General features: G+C 42.6%; 21 protein-coding genes. 5 read left to right on the plus strand and 16 right to left on the minus strand.

Features of this window, described 5'->3' with window-relative positions:
- Window positions 1-260: 260 nt before the first annotated feature.
- Entirely contained in the window at window positions 261-401 is a 141-nt protein-coding gene (locus N0M92_RS05295; RefSeq protein WP_034311351.1) for a sporulation histidine kinase inhibitor Sda, read from the plus strand.
- 52 nt (window positions 402-453) lie between these two features.
- On the opposite strand, the gene N0M92_RS05300 is transcribed toward N0M92_RS05295, so the two are convergent.
- A complete protein-coding gene (locus tag N0M92_RS05300; protein WP_260284753.1) occupies window positions 454-1239 on the minus strand; it encodes a phosphatidylserine decarboxylase in 786 nt (261 codons plus the stop codon).
- 136 nt (window positions 1240-1375) lie between these two features.
- Here N0M92_RS05300 and pssA point away from each other — a divergent pair, with 136 nt between their 5' ends.
- On the plus strand, window positions 1376-1915 hold the full coding sequence (gene pssA / locus N0M92_RS05305) for a CDP-diacylglycerol--serine O-phosphatidyltransferase (RefSeq protein ID WP_192205680.1): 540 nt from the start codon (window positions 1376-1378) through the stop codon (window positions 1913-1915).
- A gap of 68 nt (window positions 1916-1983) precedes the next feature.
- On the opposite strand, the gene N0M92_RS05310 is transcribed toward pssA, so the two are convergent.
- Window positions 1984-3774 carry a M3 family oligoendopeptidase gene (locus N0M92_RS05310; RefSeq protein WP_260284843.1) on the minus strand — a complete coding sequence of 597 codons (1791 nt, stop codon included), beginning with the start codon at window positions 3772-3774 and terminating at the stop codon, window positions 1984-1986.
- Window positions 3775-3936: 162 nt separating this feature from the next.
- Here N0M92_RS05310 and N0M92_RS05315 point away from each other — a divergent pair, with 162 nt between their 5' ends.
- Window positions 3937-4239, plus strand: coding sequence for a hypothetical protein (locus tag N0M92_RS05315; protein WP_260284754.1), 303 nt, complete (start codon window positions 3937-3939; stop codon window positions 4237-4239).
- Between the two features lie 192 nt (window positions 4240-4431).
- Here the strand turns inward: N0M92_RS05315 and sigK are convergent, their stop codons facing one another.
- Window positions 4432-5154 carry an RNA polymerase sporulation sigma factor SigK gene (gene sigK / locus N0M92_RS05320; RefSeq protein ID WP_048682796.1) on the minus strand — a complete coding sequence of 241 codons (723 nt, stop codon included), beginning with the start codon at window positions 5152-5154 and terminating at the stop codon, window positions 4432-4434.
- Between the two features lie 189 nt (window positions 5155-5343).
- Between sigK and N0M92_RS05325 the strand changes: the two genes are divergently transcribed.
- Window positions 5344-5532 (plus strand): hypothetical protein, encoded by a 189-nt coding sequence (locus tag N0M92_RS05325; protein WP_260284755.1) that lies wholly within the window; start codon window positions 5344-5346, stop codon window positions 5530-5532.
- A 291-nt stretch (window positions 5533-5823) separates the two neighbouring features.
- Here the strand turns inward: N0M92_RS05325 and N0M92_RS05330 are convergent, their stop codons facing one another.
- From N0M92_RS05330 to N0M92_RS05355, 6 genes are all read right to left on the minus strand, one after another.
- Window positions 5824-5964 (minus strand): YrzI family small protein, encoded by a 141-nt coding sequence (locus tag N0M92_RS05330; protein ID WP_260284756.1) that lies wholly within the window; start codon window positions 5962-5964, stop codon window positions 5824-5826.
- A gap of 481 nt (window positions 5965-6445) precedes the next feature.
- On the minus strand, window positions 6446-6709 hold the full coding sequence (locus N0M92_RS05335; protein WP_260284757.1) for a YrhC family protein: 264 nt from the start codon (window positions 6707-6709) through the stop codon (window positions 6446-6448).
- 114 nt (window positions 6710-6823) lie between these two features.
- Window positions 6824-7960: a bifunctional cystathionine gamma-lyase/homocysteine desulfhydrase gene (locus tag N0M92_RS05340; protein WP_260284758.1), complete on the minus strand. Its 1137-nt coding sequence runs from the start codon at window positions 7958-7960 to the stop codon at window positions 6824-6826.
- A 1-nt stretch (window position 7961) separates the two neighbouring features.
- Complete coding sequence (locus N0M92_RS05345) at window positions 7962-8885, minus strand: PLP-dependent cysteine synthase family protein (RefSeq protein ID WP_260284759.1); 924 nt, start codon at window positions 8883-8885, stop codon at window positions 7962-7964.
- Window positions 8886-8979: 94 nt separating this feature from the next.
- Window positions 8980-9675 carry a 5'-methylthioadenosine/S-adenosylhomocysteine nucleosidase gene (mtnN, locus tag N0M92_RS05350; RefSeq protein WP_098369738.1) on the minus strand — a complete coding sequence of 232 codons (696 nt, stop codon included), beginning with the start codon at window positions 9673-9675 and terminating at the stop codon, window positions 8980-8982.
- Between the two features lie 16 nt (window positions 9676-9691).
- Window positions 9692-10330, minus strand: coding sequence for a class I SAM-dependent DNA methyltransferase (locus N0M92_RS05355; RefSeq protein ID WP_260284760.1), 639 nt, complete (start codon window positions 10328-10330; stop codon window positions 9692-9694).
- 157 nt (window positions 10331-10487) lie between these two features.
- Between N0M92_RS05355 and N0M92_RS05360 the strand changes: the two genes are divergently transcribed.
- Window positions 10488-10700, plus strand: coding sequence for a DUF2536 family protein (locus N0M92_RS05360; protein ID WP_048682770.1), 213 nt, complete (start codon window positions 10488-10490; stop codon window positions 10698-10700).
- Between the two features lie 65 nt (window positions 10701-10765).
- On the opposite strand, the gene N0M92_RS05365 is transcribed toward N0M92_RS05360, so the two are convergent.
- The 7 genes from N0M92_RS05365 to N0M92_RS05395 all read right to left on the minus strand — a co-directional run bounded on the left by N0M92_RS05365 (window position 10766) and on the right by N0M92_RS05395 (window position 17727).
- Entirely contained in the window at window positions 10766-11458 is a 693-nt protein-coding gene (locus N0M92_RS05365; RefSeq protein ID WP_260284761.1) for a YrrS family protein, read from the minus strand.
- A gap of 87 nt (window positions 11459-11545) precedes the next feature.
- Window positions 11546-13297, minus strand: coding sequence for a peptidoglycan D,D-transpeptidase FtsI family protein (locus N0M92_RS05370; RefSeq protein ID WP_260284762.1), 1752 nt, complete (start codon window positions 13295-13297; stop codon window positions 11546-11548).
- A gap of 122 nt (window positions 13298-13419) precedes the next feature.
- The gene (gene greA, locus N0M92_RS05375; protein ID WP_192205694.1) at window positions 13420-13896 is read right to left on the minus strand and encodes a transcription elongation factor GreA; all 477 of its coding nucleotides are present in this window, start codon (window positions 13894-13896) and stop codon (window positions 13420-13422) included.
- 305 nt (window positions 13897-14201) lie between these two features.
- Window positions 14202-14840 carry a uridine kinase gene (gene udk, locus N0M92_RS05380; RefSeq protein WP_260284763.1) on the minus strand — a complete coding sequence of 213 codons (639 nt, stop codon included), beginning with the start codon at window positions 14838-14840 and terminating at the stop codon, window positions 14202-14204.
- A 1-nt stretch (window position 14841) separates the two neighbouring features.
- A complete protein-coding gene (locus tag N0M92_RS05385; RefSeq protein WP_260284764.1) occupies window positions 14842-16113 on the minus strand; it encodes a peptidase U32 family protein in 1272 nt (423 codons plus the stop codon).
- A 32-nt stretch (window positions 16114-16145) separates the two neighbouring features.
- Window positions 16146-17075 (minus strand): peptidase U32 family protein, encoded by a 930-nt coding sequence (locus tag N0M92_RS05390; RefSeq protein WP_260284765.1) that lies wholly within the window; start codon window positions 17073-17075, stop codon window positions 16146-16148.
- The gene (locus N0M92_RS05395) at window positions 17062-17727 is read right to left on the minus strand and encodes an O-methyltransferase (RefSeq protein WP_133352886.1); all 666 of its coding nucleotides are present in this window, start codon (window positions 17725-17727) and stop codon (window positions 17062-17064) included. The genes N0M92_RS05390 and N0M92_RS05395 overlap by 14 nt, the downstream gene beginning before the upstream one ends.
- Between the last annotated feature and the right edge of the window lie 288 nt (window positions 17728-18015).

Raw genomic sequence — 18015 nt, forward strand, 5'->3', positions numbered from 1 at the left:
TCGACAAAAATTTCATTTATTCAACCTGTGGATAACTTTACTAACATTTCCCATACTGATGTGCACCATTTCGCCTACCTTGTAAACAACTTAACCACAAGTTATCCACTTTCAACTGTGGATAACAGAACGATTGTTCTCCACGTTTATTTCTGATACAGTAGGGGTACATCAAGGAAGACTTATCAATATATGCAAGTAAGTACCAAATTATTCCCCGCAATTCCTACTGGAGGTGAGCAGCCGCAAATGGCGTTCTGATGCAAAAACTATCTGATGACCTGTTGCTTGAATCCTATTTTAAAGCACAGAATTTAAAGTTGAGTACCGATTTCATCCGCCTCATAGAAACGGAAATTCATCGAAGATCCCTGACACATAAAATCCGATCAATATTTTAATATGAAATACATAGGCTGACATCAAATGTCAGCCTCTTATTTTCATTTGAAGTTAGACGGCCTTCATGAATCCGATTGTTTCACCCACACGGACATCTGCGGGAATGGATATGTTTCCTTCAAGTTCAAAACTCCCTTTTTCAAAAAGAAGCACCACTGTGGACCCAAAGCTGAAATAAGAAAATTCCTGTCCTTTTTCCAATTCATCCGATTCATCAGTAATGACGATCGAATTTATGAACATGGCCCCGACTTTCACCATTGCCAGACTTCCCGCTTCATTTTGAAGTTCAGTTATTGTCCGGTAATTTTTTGATAAAGGCTCTTTTCCATATTTCATCCCCCATTTATTAACGGGATACGATTTCCTTCCAAGAGTCCAACGTTTGACCACGGAACCCTTTATTGGTGCATGGATCCTATGATAATGACTCGGGCTTAAGTATAGCACGAGATATTTGCCCCCTAAGTACTTTTCCAAAAAAAGCTCATCCCCGAGCATTTCCTCCATTGAATATACCTTTCCCTTAACGACGATATTTTTATCAGCGCGTATCTCCCCTGAATCCTCAAGAACACCGTCCACAGGACAAGCTACCGCAGAAGGAACTGCCGTAATTGGCCTGGCATCCGCCTTTAACTGCCTGGTAAATAGCTCGTGCAGGTTCGTATAAGCTTTTACCTCCTTACCAAATTCCTCTTGATTAAGATTAAATGTTTTTACATATAGTAAAATTAAGGGCCTGCTCCAACGAGATTGGCTAAAATGCTTTAATAAACCCGATGAATACTGACCATTCGTCAGTTCAATAAGAATGCGATACAAAGACTGAAACAAATAAATCCACTCCAAATTGTAAAATTATTCTAAAATCCTCTTGCATAAATTGTGTTAAATAAAATATTATTATATAATAAATACTTATGTTTACTATATTTTGTTTTAATTTGTTTCATTTGAAAGGAGTGAAAAGATGTTTTTATTACACGCCCTAGATCAATCCATTAAAAAATTGAAAGCACAAACAGCAAATATACTTACTTTAATTAATTTATCCCTTGGTGGATTTGCGATAATTGCCGTAATGCACGGCCAATTGAATTTAAGCCTGTTATTAATTTTCCTGGCTGCCCTTGCAGATCGCTTTGACGGTATGGTTGCTCGGAAATTCAACATTGAATCGGAATTGGGTAAGCAACTTGACTCGATGTGTGACATCATATCCTTTGGAGTCGCACCAGCTCTATTATTATACCAAGGAATATTAATAGAATTCGGAGCACCTGGCACACTCTTCACGGTTTTCTATATTGGCTGTGGCGCATTTCGTCTCGCCCGCTTCAATATAAGTGAAAGCAATGGATATTTTACAGGAGTGCCAATTACGGTTGCGGGCTGCATCGCTACTTTAAGTTATCTAGCCATCCCGTATTTCCATCCGGTCTTTTTCTTATCCCTCATGATTATATTATCATTACTTATGGTCAGTCCATTTAAATTGAAGAAAGTTTAAATAAGAAAGGCGGATGTCCTATACCGGACATCCGCTTTTTTCATTCATATTCCCTCCGAAAACCCATCTCAAGCTTTTCGGACCAGGGGGTCGGTCAAGCGCAAGAATTCTTCTACATCCTCCATACAGGCATTGACCGCTTCTTCCCAAAAATCCCGGGTCTTCAAATCGACGCCTAAATGTTTCTCAGCCAAATCCTCGACCTTCATGGAACCGGTATCCTTCAATAGAGCGATATATTTTTCTTCGAATCCTGCTGGTTCTTTCAGGGCATTCGCGTATATGCCTAATGAGAATAAGTATCCGAATGTGTACGGAAAATTATAAAATGGTACACCTGTAATATAAAAATGGAGCTTTGAAGCCCAGAACGTTGGATCATAATCACTTAAAGCATCCCCATAAGCTTCTTTTTGTGCATCGACCATCAGATCATTCAACCGTTCGGCACTGACATACCCTTGTTTCCTCTCATCATAAAACCTTGTTTCGAATAAGTAGCGGGCATGGATATTCATCAATAATGCCACGGATCGCTGAATTTTATCTTCTAAAAGCACCAGCTTTTCTTCCTCACTGGCAGCTTCCTTCACAGCTGCATCCGCAACGACCATTTCAGCAAAAGTAGAAGCGGTTTCAGCAACGTTCATGGCATATGACCGATTCAATGGATGGATCTCCCTCATCGCATATGAATGGAATGCATGTCCCAATTCATGGGCCAATGTCGATACATTGGATGGGGTGCCTGAATACGTCATGAAAATTCTTGACTGCTTATTTAATGGAAAGCCGGTGCAAAAACCGCCTGGTCTCTTACCTGGTCTGTCCTCCGCTTCAATCCAGCTGTCTTCAAAAGCTTTTTGGGTGAAGTTTGCTAATTGAGAGCCGAACTTAGAGAATTGCTGTATGATGAAGTCTGCACCTGCTTGATAATCCATTACTTTGGTCTCTGCTGTAACAGCGAGCGGTGCATCCAAATCCGCCCAACTTAATTTATCCAAATCCAGTAACTCCGCTTTCCTTTCTAAAAACCTCACAAGCGGCTCCTTATGATCGGCGATTACATTCCACATGCTTTCGAGGGTTTCTTTTTTCATCCTCCCTATTTCAAGAGGCTCTTTCAAAATATCATCCCAGCCCCGTTTTTCATTCACACTGAGACGAAATCCGGCCAAGTGGTTCAAAGTCCTGGCAAAAAGGTCACTCTTTCCCTCCCAAGCCTGTTCCCACGCAGTAAATAATTCTTTCCGGTTCCTTTCATCAGGATCGGAAAATTTATTCGCCGCTTGGCCTACAGAAAGCTTTTCACCTTTATAAGGGATGGTCATTGAACCGACGATCGTATCGTACATTTGGCTCCAACCTTCGAAACCGTCCATGGCCAATTGAGTGATTAATGATTCTTCCTTCACGGAAAGCTTTTCCTTTGCCTTTTCCCGACGTTCATTCAATACGAATTTCAATTCATTCAATGGTTCTTTTTCGAGAATTTTTTTAAAGAAAGCATCATCAAGCTGTATCAACTTTTCATCCAGCTTGCTTAACACCATTTTTAGTGAAGCGACTATCTTCATCTGTTTGATCCGCAGCTGACCAGCCTTTTTATCCTGTGCATTTTGAGCTTCAAGGCAGCCGATGAATGCACTTGCCTGCGTGGATTTCATATTGGTATTTTTAAAAAGATCAAATGCCTGGATTAAACGGCTCTCATCATTTCCTTCTGGATTGATATTGCTTACAATTCGGTCTAATTCTTTTACCTCGTCGTTGATTTCATCTAAAAAAATCAGGAACTCCTTAGAAGAGCTTCCTCCTTTAAAAAAGATATCCAAATCCCATGTCAAAGAATATCCCATCATGCATTGCCCCCTTTTTATCACTAATCCCATTATAGAGGTAAATGCAACATTTTTCTAATTAAAAGGAATTTTCAGTATTTTGTCGGAACATTTTTCTATATCCCTGATTAAAAGCATGTTATGATGAATATATTCTTGGGAAAGGGGTGGTTGATTCATATGAAATTCTTTATTCACATGTCTGCCATCATCCTGCTCCTTTGGACACTGCCCATACAGTTCCATCATCATGCACAGCAGCTAAACATTGAGGAACATACCGATGCGCACCATTGGGATAAGGCCGACAAGAAACAGCCTTTCGTGCCTTCCTTGAGTTCCTGGCAGTCTCTTATCATTATTCTCTTTTTCGAATTTTCGATTTTAAGTTTTCTTTATTTTCACTCAAATCTTCGCCGACGATATCTCGGTCCTGTTTTTTTCCAGGCGAATTACGTAGCCTTACGCTCTGACATTTTATAAAAATTAAAATGGAGGAGTGATTCATATGTGGTTTCGCTTTATTATGATAGGGGTCTTATCTTTAACCGCTTCACGCATGTTCCTTTTTCAGGGAATCGAGATTTATCACGCTTTTGCAGATATGATCAGAAATAAATATTAAAAAATGAGTGCGGGGAAATTTTCCCGCACTCTCTTTGCCTTTTACCATTCCTATCCTTTGGCTTTCTTTTCCTTCTCTTTTTCTGCTCTGTAAAATTCGTGGAACATCTTCATTAAGGCACGTTTTTCGATCCTTGATACATAACTGCGGGAAATGCCAAGCTCTTTGGCGATTTCCCTCTGGGTTTTTTCCTTTTTCAAATCCAGCCCGAACCTGCCTACAATGACTTCCTTTTCGCGTTCATCCAAAATATCAATATACTTTTTCACTTTTTCAATTTCCATATTGAGCTGAATCGTATCGATGACATCTTCCGATTCCGATTTCAGTACATCGATTAAACTGATTTCATTTCCTTCTTTATCTTGACCGATCGGATCATGCAGGGAAATATCTTTCTTCGTTTTCTTTGTCGCCCTTAAATGCATCAAGATTTCATTCTCAATGCATCGCGCCGCATATGTGGCCAGCTTCGTACCCTTCCCATCCGAATAACTCTCAATGGCCTTTATCAAACCAATTGTCCCAATCGAAATCAAATCCTCAGTATCTTCGCCCGTATTCTCGAATTTCTTGACGATATGGGCAACAAGTCTGAGATTATGTTCGATCAGGATGTTACGGGCATCACCGTCTCCCTCGCTCATTAGCTTCAGATATCTCTTTTCATCCTGAGATGACAAGGGCTGGGGAAAAGCGTTGTTTTTCACATAGGAAACGAATAAGTAAAATTCTTTGATAATATAACCGACAACTGTAAGTATTCCGGGCATTGGTTTCATCCCCCGTTTCTTTGGCTTCCCTATTCATACCTATGCAGCAGTGGGCTTGTTCGTGTCTGTCCCACTAAAAGAAATGATGAAAGTGTTGAATGTTCAAACCACCCTGGATGAATTCCCAAACGAACGAAGAAAATGTTCATATAATAATAGGGAATTTTTTAGGGAAAGGGGGTTTTTTCGATGGGATATAACTATGGACCATACGGATGCAGCTATGGTTATCCGGCTCCCGCGCCTTGTTATGCAGGGTCCGGTTACTGCTTTGGTTATGGCCTGTTTATTGTCCTCCTGATTTTATTGCTCATTTTCGGGTTTTGGTGGCTGCCGGGATGCGGATGTGGTTTTGGAGGATCAGGTCCGTGCTGCTGATTCAGGCAAAGAAAAAACTCGGCCCGAGTGCCGAGTTTTTCCATTTACATATTCATTTCCAACGTTGCAGTTCCTAGTTAAGCAGCGTCATAACCATTACTAACCATACCTTCACTTTATCATGATGCCTTTTATACAAACCATGACAAGGCTTGGGATGCGCGGGCAGCGTTAGCCGGTATCCTTCTCCTGCCAATAGCAACGCTTCTCTCCTCTTACGTTTAACAAATTGAACATATTAACCTCCACCTTTCTTAATTTTTTTATGAACGGAATACCAACCTCGTATTTTTAGAAAAAAGGACGATGTTTCAACGCCTTATCTAGATGTTCTTCCCGAATCTTGTGGAATCTCTCCTGTTGCAAACATTCCTCGGCAGTCATTTTTTTCATTTTAATCGTGATTGTGAAAAAAAGCATATTCAGTGTCATAATATCACCTCCTTTAAGGGAGCGGCCCAACAAAAAGGCATAAAAAGGCCGCAGAAAGTTACGTCCTCCTGCGGGATTTTTAAAAAATATAAAAAGGCCGCAGGATAAAACACTTCTCCCTGCGGCCGCTATGTCTGAATGATTAATAAAGCCAAATTGCTTTAGAAATATTCCGCTTGGCACAGGTCGAATGTTATGTGATTGTCAATTGAAACGGACCGGCTGATAGTGGCGACTCCATATAGATACAATGTCATTTTCTTCGACCTCCTTTGGAATATTTTTTATTACCTGGTAAGTATATCCACAAATTCAATATTTGTAAACGGCTTTTGCCTATTTTTTTGAAATTTCCATCTTTTTCCCCATTTTCAAGGGCTATTATTACCTAAAAAGGCAAGTAGTATGGTAAATCTGCCCCTATTGGGAAACAACGTTAGTAAAAAAAACCTGATTCCATTAAGAATCAGGTTTGCTTCTATTATTGTAAAGACTCTTGGTCATCCATTTCGGCCAAGATCTTTTTGTATTTTTTGGATAATGAGAAAAATACTATGGACATGCCCAGGAACGTTATGGTCGCTCCCATATAGACATATGTGTCAATCATCGCTTTGTCGCCAGAGGGAAGGATGGTTCCTAAATAGAAGAACGAACCCACACATAACAAAGTGATCGCAAATTGTTTAAAATCGACCATTTTCGAACGCAGCAATGCAACCGTTTGTTTTTTGCGGTTTTTCATGCCATTCCACCTTCTTTCAAGCTTATAAGATATCGATATCTCATTCTACCATATTTATTCCAAATGACAGGGGTGTAAATAATGGCAGTCAGCAATGAAGCGGTCCTTCTCCGATTATCCTTGCAGCGCTTGTTCCAAGTCTTCCAATAAGTCTTCTACATCTTCCAGACCTACTGAAATACGAATCAACCCATCCGTTATTCCAAGCTCTGCACGGCGCTCTGCCGGAATGGAAGCATGTGTCATCAAAGCCGGAATGGAAATTAAGCTCTCCACTGCCCCCAGACTTTCCGCAAGCGTAAAGAATTTCACTTTATTCAAAACGGATTCAGCTTTTTCGGCACTGCCGACATCAAATGAAACCATACCGCCGAATCCACGCGATTGTTTTTTGGCAATATCATGATTTGGGTGGTTTTCAAGACCCGGGTAATAGATTTTCGAAACGTCTTTATGCCCGGATAGGAAACGGACGATTTCAGATGTATTTTTTTCATGTTCTTCCATCCTGATTCCCAGCGTTTTAATGCCTCGCATAAGCAACCATGAATCCTGAGGCCCTAGCACGCCTCCTGTAGAGTTTTGGATGAAATGAAGGTCATTCCCAAGATTCTCATCATTCACCACGACAAGACCCGCTACAACATCGCTGTGTCCCCCCAGGTACTTCGTGGCGCTATGAAGCACGATATCGGCTCCAAGTGAAAGCGGATTTTGCCAGTATGGCGTACTGAAGGTATTATCCACAATGGTGAGGATACCGTTTTCTTTAGCTATTTTCGATACTTCTTCCAGATCGGTGATTTTCAATAATGGGTTCGTCGGTGTTTCAATGAACAATGCCTTCGTATTGTCCTTTATCTCTTTTTCGATCGAGTGGATGTCACTCGTATTGATGAACGTAGCTTCCACCCCGAAGCGGTTAAGCACTTTAGTGATGACCCTGAAAGACCCTCCATAAACGTCATCTGTCATCAATACATGATCACCTTGACTGAACAGCATCATAACCGCGGTCATCGCTGCCATTCCTGATCCGAAGGCAAAACCTCTTTTTCCTTCTTCGAGATCCTTGATCAATTCTTCGAGGGCATGGCGGGTTGGGTTTCCTGTACGGGAATATTCAAATCCCCGATGGTTCCCCGGACCATCCTGTTTATAGGTGCTCACTTGATAAATCGGCACCGAAACCGCTCCTGTTTTTTCATCACCAAAAATGCCGCCATGGATCAATTGTGTTTTCTTTCTCATTTTAAATACCTCCCTGATAAATTTTTTTGCTTAAGTATCGTTCACTGGAATCCGGAAATATGACGACGATATTCGACCCCCGTGGGGCCTTTGCCGCTTCTTTCATGGCCGCTGCAAATGCCGCGCCTGAAGAACTGCCGACAAGGAGGCCTTCTTTAATCGCCAATTCCTTTACCATATGGAAAGCTTCAAGATCGCTTACCGTATGGATTTGGTCAAAATACCTTTCATCCATATAGGCAGGTAAAAATTCCATCCCGATCCCCTCTGTTTTATGGGGTCCTGCCTTGCCGCCGTTTAAAATCGATCCTTCTGGTTCGACTATGACCGTTTTGACAGCAGCGTCCTTTTCTTTTAAATATCGCGATGTTCCCATGAATGTCCCGCCCGTCCCGGCACCGGCTACAAACACAGCCACATCGCCTTCCATCTGTTCCCATATTTCAGGTCCCAGCGTTTTATAATATGCATCAGGATTGGATGGGTTGGCGAACTGCTGGGGACAATATGATCCCGGAATCTCAGCCAGCAGCGCCTTAGCCTTTGCGATTGCCCCTGTCATTCCTTCCTCTGTCGGGGTCTGGATCACATTCGCTCCAAGGGCACGCATCAATTCCTGTTTCTCGGCACTGAATTTCTCTGGAACGCAAAATATCACGTCGACTCCACTGTTTATCGCAGCCAACGCCAAGCCAATCCCAGTATTTCCGGCAGTCGGTTCGATGATCGTCCCGCCCTTTTTCACCTTCCCTGTCTGTAATGCTTGGGCTAACAGTTCTTGACCAAGCCGATCCTTCACACTGCCTCCCGGATTAAAGTATTCCAGTTTGGCAAAGATACGGACCTCATCCGGAAGCGGGAAATGGGTGATTTCCATTACCGGAGTTTTCCCTATCAACTCATGAATATTTTGAAAGACTTTCATATTCGGACATCCTTTCATAGTTATCCTACCAACTTAATAAGAATTATGCAATAAAGAATGATCAGCAGAAAGGCTTCCGCTGATCACTTACCATTCATTTCATTTTTTCAACCATTTTCAAAATCAGTGCCGCTGAATGGAGAGCCGCAGTTTCCAGGAATTTATCAAAGGAAATATTGGACTCCTTACCTGCGATATCCGAAAGGGAACGAATGATGACAAACGGTGTCTTGAATTGGAAGGCTACCTGTGCAATGGCTGCCGCTTCCATTTCCACCGCGTATAAATCGGAGAATTTCCCTCTGACGAATTCAACCCTGTCAGGATCATTCATGAAAGAATCCCCCGTCACGATCAACCCTTTTGCCACTTGTATATCCTCGATTTCTTTTGCTGCTTCCTCCGCTATCGCGAAAAGCTTCTCATCCGGCGTGAAAGCTGCAGGCAGCTGAGGGACTTGACCGTATTCATATCCGAAAATCGTCACATCGACATCATGATGGCGCACTTCCGAGGATATGACCACATCCCCTACATTAAGTGCTGGATGATAACCGCCGGCAGAGCCAGTATTGATGACCGCATCCGGTTTGAATTTTTCTAACAGGATCGCAGTGGACATTGCCGCATTCACTTTACCGATTCCCGACTTAAGCAAAATGACCTCGACACCATTCAATGTGCCTGTATTGAACTCGGAACCGGCAATGGTCACCTGCTCCAAACCTTCCAATTTATCACGTAAAATCGTAACTTCTTCTTCCATTGCTCCGATTATGGCTACCTTCATTAGTAAAAACCTCTTCCTATAATTTTTCAGCCTCCATAATCCAGACAAATTGATTGCAGCGCTCGAAGTTCACCTTATATCCGTTTGCTTCAAGAACATTTTCCAAAAAAGGAATCGTAGTATAATATTCGGTTTGCAAATCGTTTGCCAAATTATGAAAGCCTGCCTGCCTTGCATCTTGAATCGCTTGTTCATGCGCTTCCCTTGATTGATACATCGTATCCGCAAACACTATTTTACCACCAGTATTCAGTAACTTTCCATAGTTGGCTATAGCTTTTTCTTTTTCTTCATCGGTTAAATGATGAAACGCGTACGTACTCACGATCGAATCAACCTGTTCCGGCTTCGGAAAATCGATGAAATCGCCATCCACAACTTCTGTTCTTCCGTCCAGCTTGCTTACCGCTATTTCCCTCATCGCAGGTGAAGGCTCTATTCCCGATACCTTCAGGCCTTTCTTCAAAAGTCTTTCCGTCAAATTCCCAGTACCTACTCCGAACTCCAGCACATGGCCATGAGCCCGATCCGTGACGCTGTCCAATATACTATCATAATGTTTAAATACCTCTTGATACTCAATATCGTGTCCACCAACGGTATCATCATACGATTTCGACCACTCTTCAAATAAATCTATAAATTCTCTGCCCATTTTTAATCACCTTTTATGATAAGATAATAAAACCTATAAGCATAATATGAAATAGACACAGAAACAGTTCTTGTTTTTAGGCAAATCATTCAACCGGTTCAGATTCGGCCAAAATGGTGTTAAACTATCAGTATCTGAATGTTGGAGGGGAACAGTCATGAGTTTTCAACTCGACTTAAACTTATTCGAAGATAAAATAGAATTTTTCGAGGCAGAGAGCATTAAGAATCTTGAAGAAAAAATCCAATCACAAATTGAAATCAATAAAGCAATCATGCTTCAAGTGGAATCCGTGTCACACCAAATGTATGTAAGTGAAGAAGGCAGACGTTTTTATAGTGCAGTCGTCCACTTTAAAGCAAAAAAGTGATCACCATGAAAAACCCCCGAAAGTGAAATTCCTTTCGGGGGTTTTCTTATATAAATTTTTGACCATTACCTTTTATCGTTTGTCTTCAGCTCTTCGACTTTTACAGGTTTCCAACCTGATCCGTCCACCCATTCAATATAAACGCGGTAGGTTTTAGGATTATCGCCTTCAGAAACGGTACCGATTGCCGTGCTGGGCGAACCGCCGTTTTGGAGCCACCATAGCTTCATGCTGCCTTCATCGATTCCAGCCCCGCTTGCTATGGCTTTACTCATTTCATTCCAATCGACCGAGCCCTTGTCGAAGCTTGTAGTATGCTCCCCGGATTGCTGAGTTCCAACTGGTTTCCAGCCCTCACTCGTATATGTAGACGCAACATTGCCATCGCCGCTGCCGTCCACTTCCACAAGTTCGGCATCTCCTGCTTTTTCTGGATCAGCACCATCTTCAGCCTTATCTTCTGCATCTTCCTCTGTTGCTTTACTACCTTCTTCTTTTGCTTTACTATCTCCTACTGCGTCTTCCTTCTCAGAATCCGTTTCTTCTTCTTTGCCAGCAGGCTTGTCCGCTACTTTCCCCGAATCTGTATCAGCGATTTGCTTTGGCTCAGTCGTGGCTTTTTTTGAATCCGTGCCATCATCACTTAAGAAAATCGAGACTGCGACAATGACGATTAAAATGGAAACGATGGTGATTGCAATATTATATATTTTATTTACTTTTCTTTTTTGATCTCTCTGATTGAAACGTGAGCCCAAGGTCCATTCCTCCCTTACCATTTCTTACTGCCTCATTTTAACATGATTTAGCCTGAGATAGAAGGGAAGGGTTTCCTACACTTTTCGTCAATTCTCGTTTTTGTCCTGGTCCTTGGAGTACAGGACTTTTACAATATCTGAAAAAAGGGGCGTCATGCTGGAACTGTTTTCCTTCGTTTCAAAACTTACGGTAACAAGAGCATATTTGGGATTTTTATATGGAAAGTAGCCCGCAAACCATTTATTCAGCTGCCCTTTTTCGATATTGGTCTGAGCCGTTCCAGACTTGCCAGCGACCTCCACAGGCAAATCCCTCAAGGAAGCGCCCGTCCCTTTCTCCTCCGTCACGACCTTCCTAAGAAGATGCTGCATCTTCATCGTTGTATATGGAGACAGTGTCTCGCCGCCAATACTTTGATTCGGAAAATCGACTACGGTCGTACTATTGTTAAATTCGACTTTTGAAACGGCTTTGACCTGTTCCTTCTTGCCGCCGCGGGCAATCGTTGCCATCATATTCGCTATTGCGAGTGGTGTCGTTTGGACATCCTGCTGGCCAATTGCTGTTTTGGCAATCATTTTAGGATCTTTTTTTAAATCGTCATCATGCCAGACCTTCCCGGTTTGTTCATGATGCAATTGCGTCACTTCCGTGTGATAGACGTCCCCTTGCCAGCCCGATTCACCAACAAGGCCTAACATTTTTGCATATTTGTCCAAAAATTCCGGATCCTTCTCTGCTATTTCCTGTGACAATTCGGCAAACGTCCTGTTGCAGCTCTGGGCAAAGCTATTTTCAAAATTCAGCATGCCCAGTTCCCTCTGTTTATCCGTTTTGCCGTCTATCGTCAAATTACAATTGAATGTCCTGGTGGGACTGGCCGCTTCATAATCGATGGCAGCTGCTGCCGTGACCGTTTTAAAGACGGAACCCGGCGTTTTTTGAGTCAGCATCATATTGACGGCCCCTTCGCCATTCGGATCTTTTATATTAAGCGCCGGACGTGATACCATTGCGACGATTTCACTTTTTTCGATATCGATCAGTACGAGACCGCCTTTTTTTATCCCGCGTTCATCGACGAGCTTCTCCGCTTTCTCCTGAATTTCTTTATCGATCGTCGTCACGACCTTCACCGGGTAAAGCGGATTTGCAGGTTCCACATATTTAACATCGACACCGAACATCGGGCCTCCACTGGCGTCCACATGAAAAACGAGCTTGGATTCCCCAGCGGAAAGCAAGAACTCATCGAAGGTCCTTTGCAACCCCGTATTGCCTATTTTCGTTTCAGGAGATAAATTCATGTCCGGATAACGTTTTTTCTTTTCCGCATCCGATATATTCGTCGTTCCAATCAATTGCGCTGCAGGGGTCTGATCAGGATATAATTTCTCATTCACGGCAAAAACCCCGGGAATCTTCAATTCATTGATTGCCTTCGATTGGCTGGACGTCAACTCTATCGGTTCATCCCCGCCAAATACGAATGGTTCATCCGCTTGTTCTATCGCCCGTTTTAACTCCGCTTCCGATTTGCCTATTATCGAGGCCACTTCATCTATGGGCCATGTCATTTTTTTTAAAAATGGAAATAGGACGAGCGTCGGGATTTCTTCATGTGCAAGCGGTTCTCCGTTTCTGTCATAAAACTTTCCGCGTCCATCATCAATCTTTACTATCTGTGAACGCTGATTCACGCTTGCTTCTAACAGGTTCACATCATGCTTTGAAAAAGATTCTGTCGATACAAGTTGGATGTAGGCAAGCCTGCCTATGAGCATCAGCATGAAAGTGGTCAAAAAAACAGCCAGCAACCTCATTCGTTTCTTTTTCATAAAATACACCTCGTAACCATTGTTGACGAGGTGCGAATTTTTAAACAATTATGAACAAATTTAACGCGGCACTTTTTCGATAAAAAAGAGGATGCCCCATGGACACCCTCTTTTGCTTTTATTTAGTCGATGGATACAATCTTCACGCTCATTTCGCCGCCAGGTGTCATGATCGATACCTTGTCGCCGACCCTTTTCCCCATCAGGCTTTTCGCGATCGGGGAATCATTGGAGATTTTCCCTTCGAATGGGTCAGCCTCAACGCTTCCTACGATGGAATACGTTTCTTCGTCTCCATTTGGAAGTTCCACGAATGTTACCGACTTCCCTAGAGAAACTGTATCTGTATTCGAATCATCGCCCTCAATGATTTTTGCATTGCGTATCATGTTTTCAATTGTTGTAATGCGTCCTTCAACAAAAGCCTGCTCTTCTTTTGCGGAATCGTACTCTGAGTTCTCGGAAAGGTCCCCAAAACTGCGGGCGATTTTGATTCTTTCCACCACTTCTTTACGTTTAACCGTTTTTAACTGTTCCAGTTCCTGTTCAAGCTTTAACTTACCTTCTTTAGTCATTGGATATTCTTTTTCAATTGCCAAAACCCTTCACTCCTTCAAATTCTTTACAGCAAGCTTTCGCTGTGACAAGTTTATGTACTATATAGTGCTTAACCCTGAAATCGAGTCAAAATATATAATTGCGCGACTTAAAAAGTACGCGCTTCGATACTAAGAAACAATCCGTTCCTTAGTATATAAACCGACTGCGGTGAACAGCCGGTTCGTTCTGTATCAAGAATAGAGTATTGCGTTTTCCAACATTTGTCCAGTCTTTCCCAATAAATAAATGGGATTATTTAAATAAACGGAGGAAAATGGCACCTATCATTATTTATGCTATGTTATTACAAAAAAGACTTTTGTTCAAGGATTGTTTGAATTTTTGTCACCATAAGGTCAATCGCCACATGGTTCTGACCGCCTTCTGGAATGATGATGTCGGCATAACGCTTCGTCGGTTCTATGAACTGATTATGCATCGGACGGACGACACTGATGTATTGCTCGATGACTGAATCTATGGAACGGCCCCGTTCTTTAATATCACGGGTCATCCGACGAAGGATCCGCAAGTCTGCGTCCGTATCAACATAAAGCTTCATATCCATCAGGTCCCTGAGGCGCTCATCCTCCAACACAAGAATCCCTTCTAGGATGATGACATCCTGGGGCTCCACTGTGATGATTTCTTCTGAACGCGTATGGATCGAATAATTATAAACGGGTTTTTCTATCGTTTCATAGCGCAGCAATGCGTTAATGTGATCGATTAGCAAATCATTATCAAATGCAAGCGGATGATCATAGTTTGTTTTCAAGCGCTCTTCAAAAGGCAGATGACTTTGATCTTTATAGTAATAATCTTGTTCGATCATCAAGATGGAATGCCCTTGAAAGAATTCAAAAATGGAACGGGTAACACTTGTTTTACCTGATCCCGACCCTCCGGTAACTCCGATGACCACTGGTTTCTTTCTTGTCATATCAATTCTCCTTCCGCATCATATTGTTCACATGAACTCTATTATCTACTTGAATGCGGACAATTTGAAGCGGATGGCGGGCTGCCTCCAGCTCCTTACCTGACTCATCCCAGATCGTACCGATTTTTTGAGTGAAGTTTTCGATTTCCGGTCCAAAAAACTCCACTTCATCCCCGGGCTTGAAGAAATTACGCTGCTGCATGGTAACGATTTTAGTTTCCTCGTTGTAATCAAGCACCAATCCTGCGAAGTCGAAGCGAGTCTTTACGGTATGATTCCCGAACATTTGCTGTTTATACCCAGGAATTTCCCCTTCCATGAACGATGATGCCGTCTCACGATTCGCACATTTATCAAGCTCTTCCAGCCATTCTTGTTTAATCTTGAAATGGTCAGGATCGGCACAATACGCATCAATCACTTTACGATAGACGCTGACAACTGTTGCAATATAATGAATCGATTTCATTCTTCCTTCGACTTTTAAGCTGTCTATGCCAATTTCAATCATGCCTGGCAGTGATTCAATCAGCTTCAAGTCTTTTGGACTCATTGCGAATGGGGCATCTTCTTTATCGAATAAAGCCTTTTCCCCGTCTTGATCCAACTCATATAAATCATAATCCCAACGGCAAGACTGACAGCATCCGCCGCGGTTCGAATCACGCGCCGTCATATGGTTCGAAAGGGTGCAGCGTCCAGAATACGCAATGCACATGGCCCCATGAACGAAAGCCTCGATTTCGATATCGACCTTCTCCTTCATTTCACGGATTTCATCAGCACTCGTCTCACGTGCCAAAACGACACGTTCCAAGCCTTCCTCTTTCCAATACTGAACAGCCTTCCAGTTCGACAGCGATTGCTGCGTGCTTAAATGGATCTCGACGTTCGGAGCGACCCTTTTACATGTTTCGATGATTAATGGATCGGCGACGATGATGCCATGAACCCCAGCCTCCTGAAGACCTTCCAGGTATTCATCCAGACCATCGATATTTTCATTATGTGCGAAGATATTGGTTGTTACATATACTTTAGCACCATACTTATTAGCGAATTCGACGCCTTCCTTCATTTCCTCAAACGTGAAGTTGCCTGCATTGGAACGAAGACCATATTCCTGGCCGCCTATGAACACGGCATCCGCGCCGTAATGTACGGCAATTTTTAATTTTTCAAGGTTGCCGGCCGGAGCCAGCAATTCCGGTTTTTTTACAATGACTCTCTTTCCATCAACGATCTTGGAAATTTTATCAGCAATAGCATTCAAGGCTATTCCTCCTCTTTCTCTTACCCTTTTCTTTAATAAACCGATTCTTTAAAGAAGAACCCGGTATCCAACTCACGGTTATCCGGCTGAACCGCTTTGACTTTTTCAAAAAGTTTCGCTTTCACATCATCATAGCGGTCAGGGTCTTCAGCACATACGTCAATCGCTTCCCGATATAACTTTGTCATTTCAATGATATATTCCGGTGTTTGTAATAATCCTTCGATTTTCAGTGAATCGATTTCCGCTTCAATCAATTCCTGCAGTTCATCGATCATGCACATATCATTCGGACTCATGATATGTGTACCATTCTCATCTTCATAAATCGGATATTTATTTTCACGTTCCTTATCATGCAAGAACATATTTCGCTGTTCCTTCCGATTTTCCACTTCCAATGCCTTGCCTTGGTATTCAAAGTAATTACCAAGGAGCGTCCGCTTCGATTGGAACATGCATGTCATGCCATGCACTTGGACTTCAATCTCCACTTCGGCATTTTCCTTCATTTCCACTATCTCGTCCAGACTTATCTCACGGGCAGCAACGGCACGGACAGCACCGCGTTTCCCCCAGTAATTACATGTGTACCAGTTCGTTACCGTCATCTCTGTATTCCAGTGCAGAGGCATATCGGGTGCCACGGCACGGACAGCCATCAAGACTGCGGGATCACCGAATATGATCCGGTCGGCACCAGCCTCTTTAAGGAATGTGACGTACCCTTCAAGCTCGTCCACTTTTTCATTGTGGAAAATGGCGTTCATCGATACGTACACTTTCTTGCCCGCAGCATGTGCAAGCTCAATCGCCTTCTCCACATCTTCACGTTTGAACTCCCCTGCCAGCCTAAGCGCATAACGTTGTTCGCCAATGACGAAGGCGTCAGCGCCAGCATCGATGAGTTCTGTCATATGATCGACACTTGTCGGAGTCACAAGTAATTCAGGCTTTTTCATTTTTGTCACCTCTATGTTTACTAATGGCCACACCATCACCAATCGGCAAAATTACGGTATCGAAGTTGGGATGGTCATGTAACCAGATGTTAAAGTCTCTTATTTTTTTTATAAGGGCTCGCTTTCTTCTCGTCATTTCCATTTCTTCAATGTTTTCGGCAACCAAGCCTTTGAATAAAACATTATCGGTAATGATAATGCCAGCATCAGCAAGGAATGGTTCAAACAGTTCAAAGAATCGCTTGTACTGCCCTTTAGCTGCATCAACGAAGATGATATCAAACGGACCGTGTTCCATCACTTTCGGTCCCGCTTCAAGGGCATCCCCTTCAATGAGGGTGATCCTTTCCGACAGTCCCGCCTTCTTGAAGTTAGCCCTTGCCTGCTCAATACGGGCTTCATTCCGTTCAAGTGTGACGATTCGGGCTTCCGGAAGGGTCTCAGCCATCCTAATGGCCGAATAGCCAATTGCCGAACCTACTTCCAATATCGCCTTTGGCTGATGAAGCCTTAAAATCTGAAGCAGCACCTCAATGCCTTCGGGCTCCATGATCGGCACATTATTTTCCATCGCAAAATCTTCCAACTCCTTAAGCAAACCCGTACGCTCCGGAATTAAGGAATGAAGATATTGTTCTATTTTTCCGTTCAAAACGTTTCCTCCATTTATAAGGAAAACAAAAGCGCTTGGTCAGTAACATGAAAAAATTGATTGGACAATTTCTTCACAAGGAGCTGAAACAAGTATGCTTGACGATCTACATTTCCTTATCTTTCAAAATAAAACCCGGCATTCGCCGAGTTACGTCACCGATAAGAATCGGATCAAAAATTCACTTGTACTATTCTATCATAAAAACAAGGGGAAAGTAATATCTCTCCCCCCACAGTCTCATTGCTATTTTTTCATTCAGGAAGTTTTCGCATACTTTGTTCTTAA

This window comes from Peribacillus aracenensis, from assembly GCF_025175645.1.
GTDB lineage: Bacteria > Bacillota > Bacilli > Bacillales > DSM-1321 > Peribacillus > Peribacillus aracenensis.

Excerpts from the sequence above, each read along its gene's own strand:
- N0M92_RS05310 (WP_260284843.1), bottom strand. The coding sequence starts at position 3,774 with ATGGGATATTCTTTGACATGGGATTTGGATATCTTTTTTAAAGGAGGA.
- N0M92_RS05355 (WP_260284760.1), bottom strand. The coding sequence starts at position 10,330 with ATGGGCAGAGAATTTATAGATTTATTTGAAGAGTGGTCGAAATCGTAT.
- mtnN (WP_098369738.1), bottom strand. The coding sequence starts at position 9,675 with ATGAAGGTAGCCATAATCGGAGCAATGGAAGAAGAAGTTACGATTTTA.
- N0M92_RS05340 (WP_260284758.1), bottom strand. The coding sequence starts at position 7,960 with ATGAGAAAGAAAACACAATTGATCCATGGCGGCATTTTTGGTGATGAA.
- N0M92_RS05370 (WP_260284762.1), bottom strand. The coding sequence starts at position 13,297 with ATGAAAAAGAAACGAATGAGGTTGCTGGCTGTTTTTTTGACCACTTTC.
- N0M92_RS05295 (WP_034311351.1), top strand. The coding sequence starts at position 261 with ATGCAAAAACTATCTGATGACCTGTTGCTTGAATCCTATTTTAAAGCA.
- sigK (WP_048682796.1), bottom strand. The coding sequence starts at position 5,154 with ATGCCCGGAATACTTACAGTTGTCGGTTATATTATCAAAGAATTTTAC.
- N0M92_RS05345 (WP_260284759.1), bottom strand. The coding sequence starts at position 8,885 with ATGAAAGTCTTTCAAAATATTCATGAGTTGATAGGGAAAACTCCGGTA.
- pssA (WP_192205680.1), top strand. The coding sequence starts at position 1,376 with ATGTTTTTATTACACGCCCTAGATCAATCCATTAAAAAATTGAAAGCA.
- N0M92_RS05325 (WP_260284755.1), top strand. The coding sequence starts at position 5,344 with ATGGGATATAACTATGGACCATACGGATGCAGCTATGGTTATCCGGCT.
- N0M92_RS05330 (WP_260284756.1), bottom strand. The coding sequence starts at position 5,964 with ATGACACTGAATATGCTTTTTTTCACAATCACGATTAAAATGAAAAAA.
- udk (WP_260284763.1), bottom strand. The coding sequence starts at position 14,840 with ATGACAAGAAAGAAACCAGTGGTCATCGGAGTTACCGGAGGGTCGGGA.
- N0M92_RS05360 (WP_048682770.1), top strand. The coding sequence starts at position 10,488 with ATGAGTTTTCAACTCGACTTAAACTTATTCGAAGATAAAATAGAATTT.
- N0M92_RS05390 (WP_260284765.1), bottom strand. The coding sequence starts at position 17,075 with ATGAAAAAGCCTGAATTACTTGTGACTCCGACAAGTGTCGATCATATG.
- N0M92_RS05315 (WP_260284754.1), top strand. The coding sequence starts at position 3,937 with ATGAAATTCTTTATTCACATGTCTGCCATCATCCTGCTCCTTTGGACA.
- N0M92_RS05335 (WP_260284757.1), bottom strand. The coding sequence starts at position 6,709 with ATGAAAAACCGCAAAAAACAAACGGTTGCATTGCTGCGTTCGAAAATG.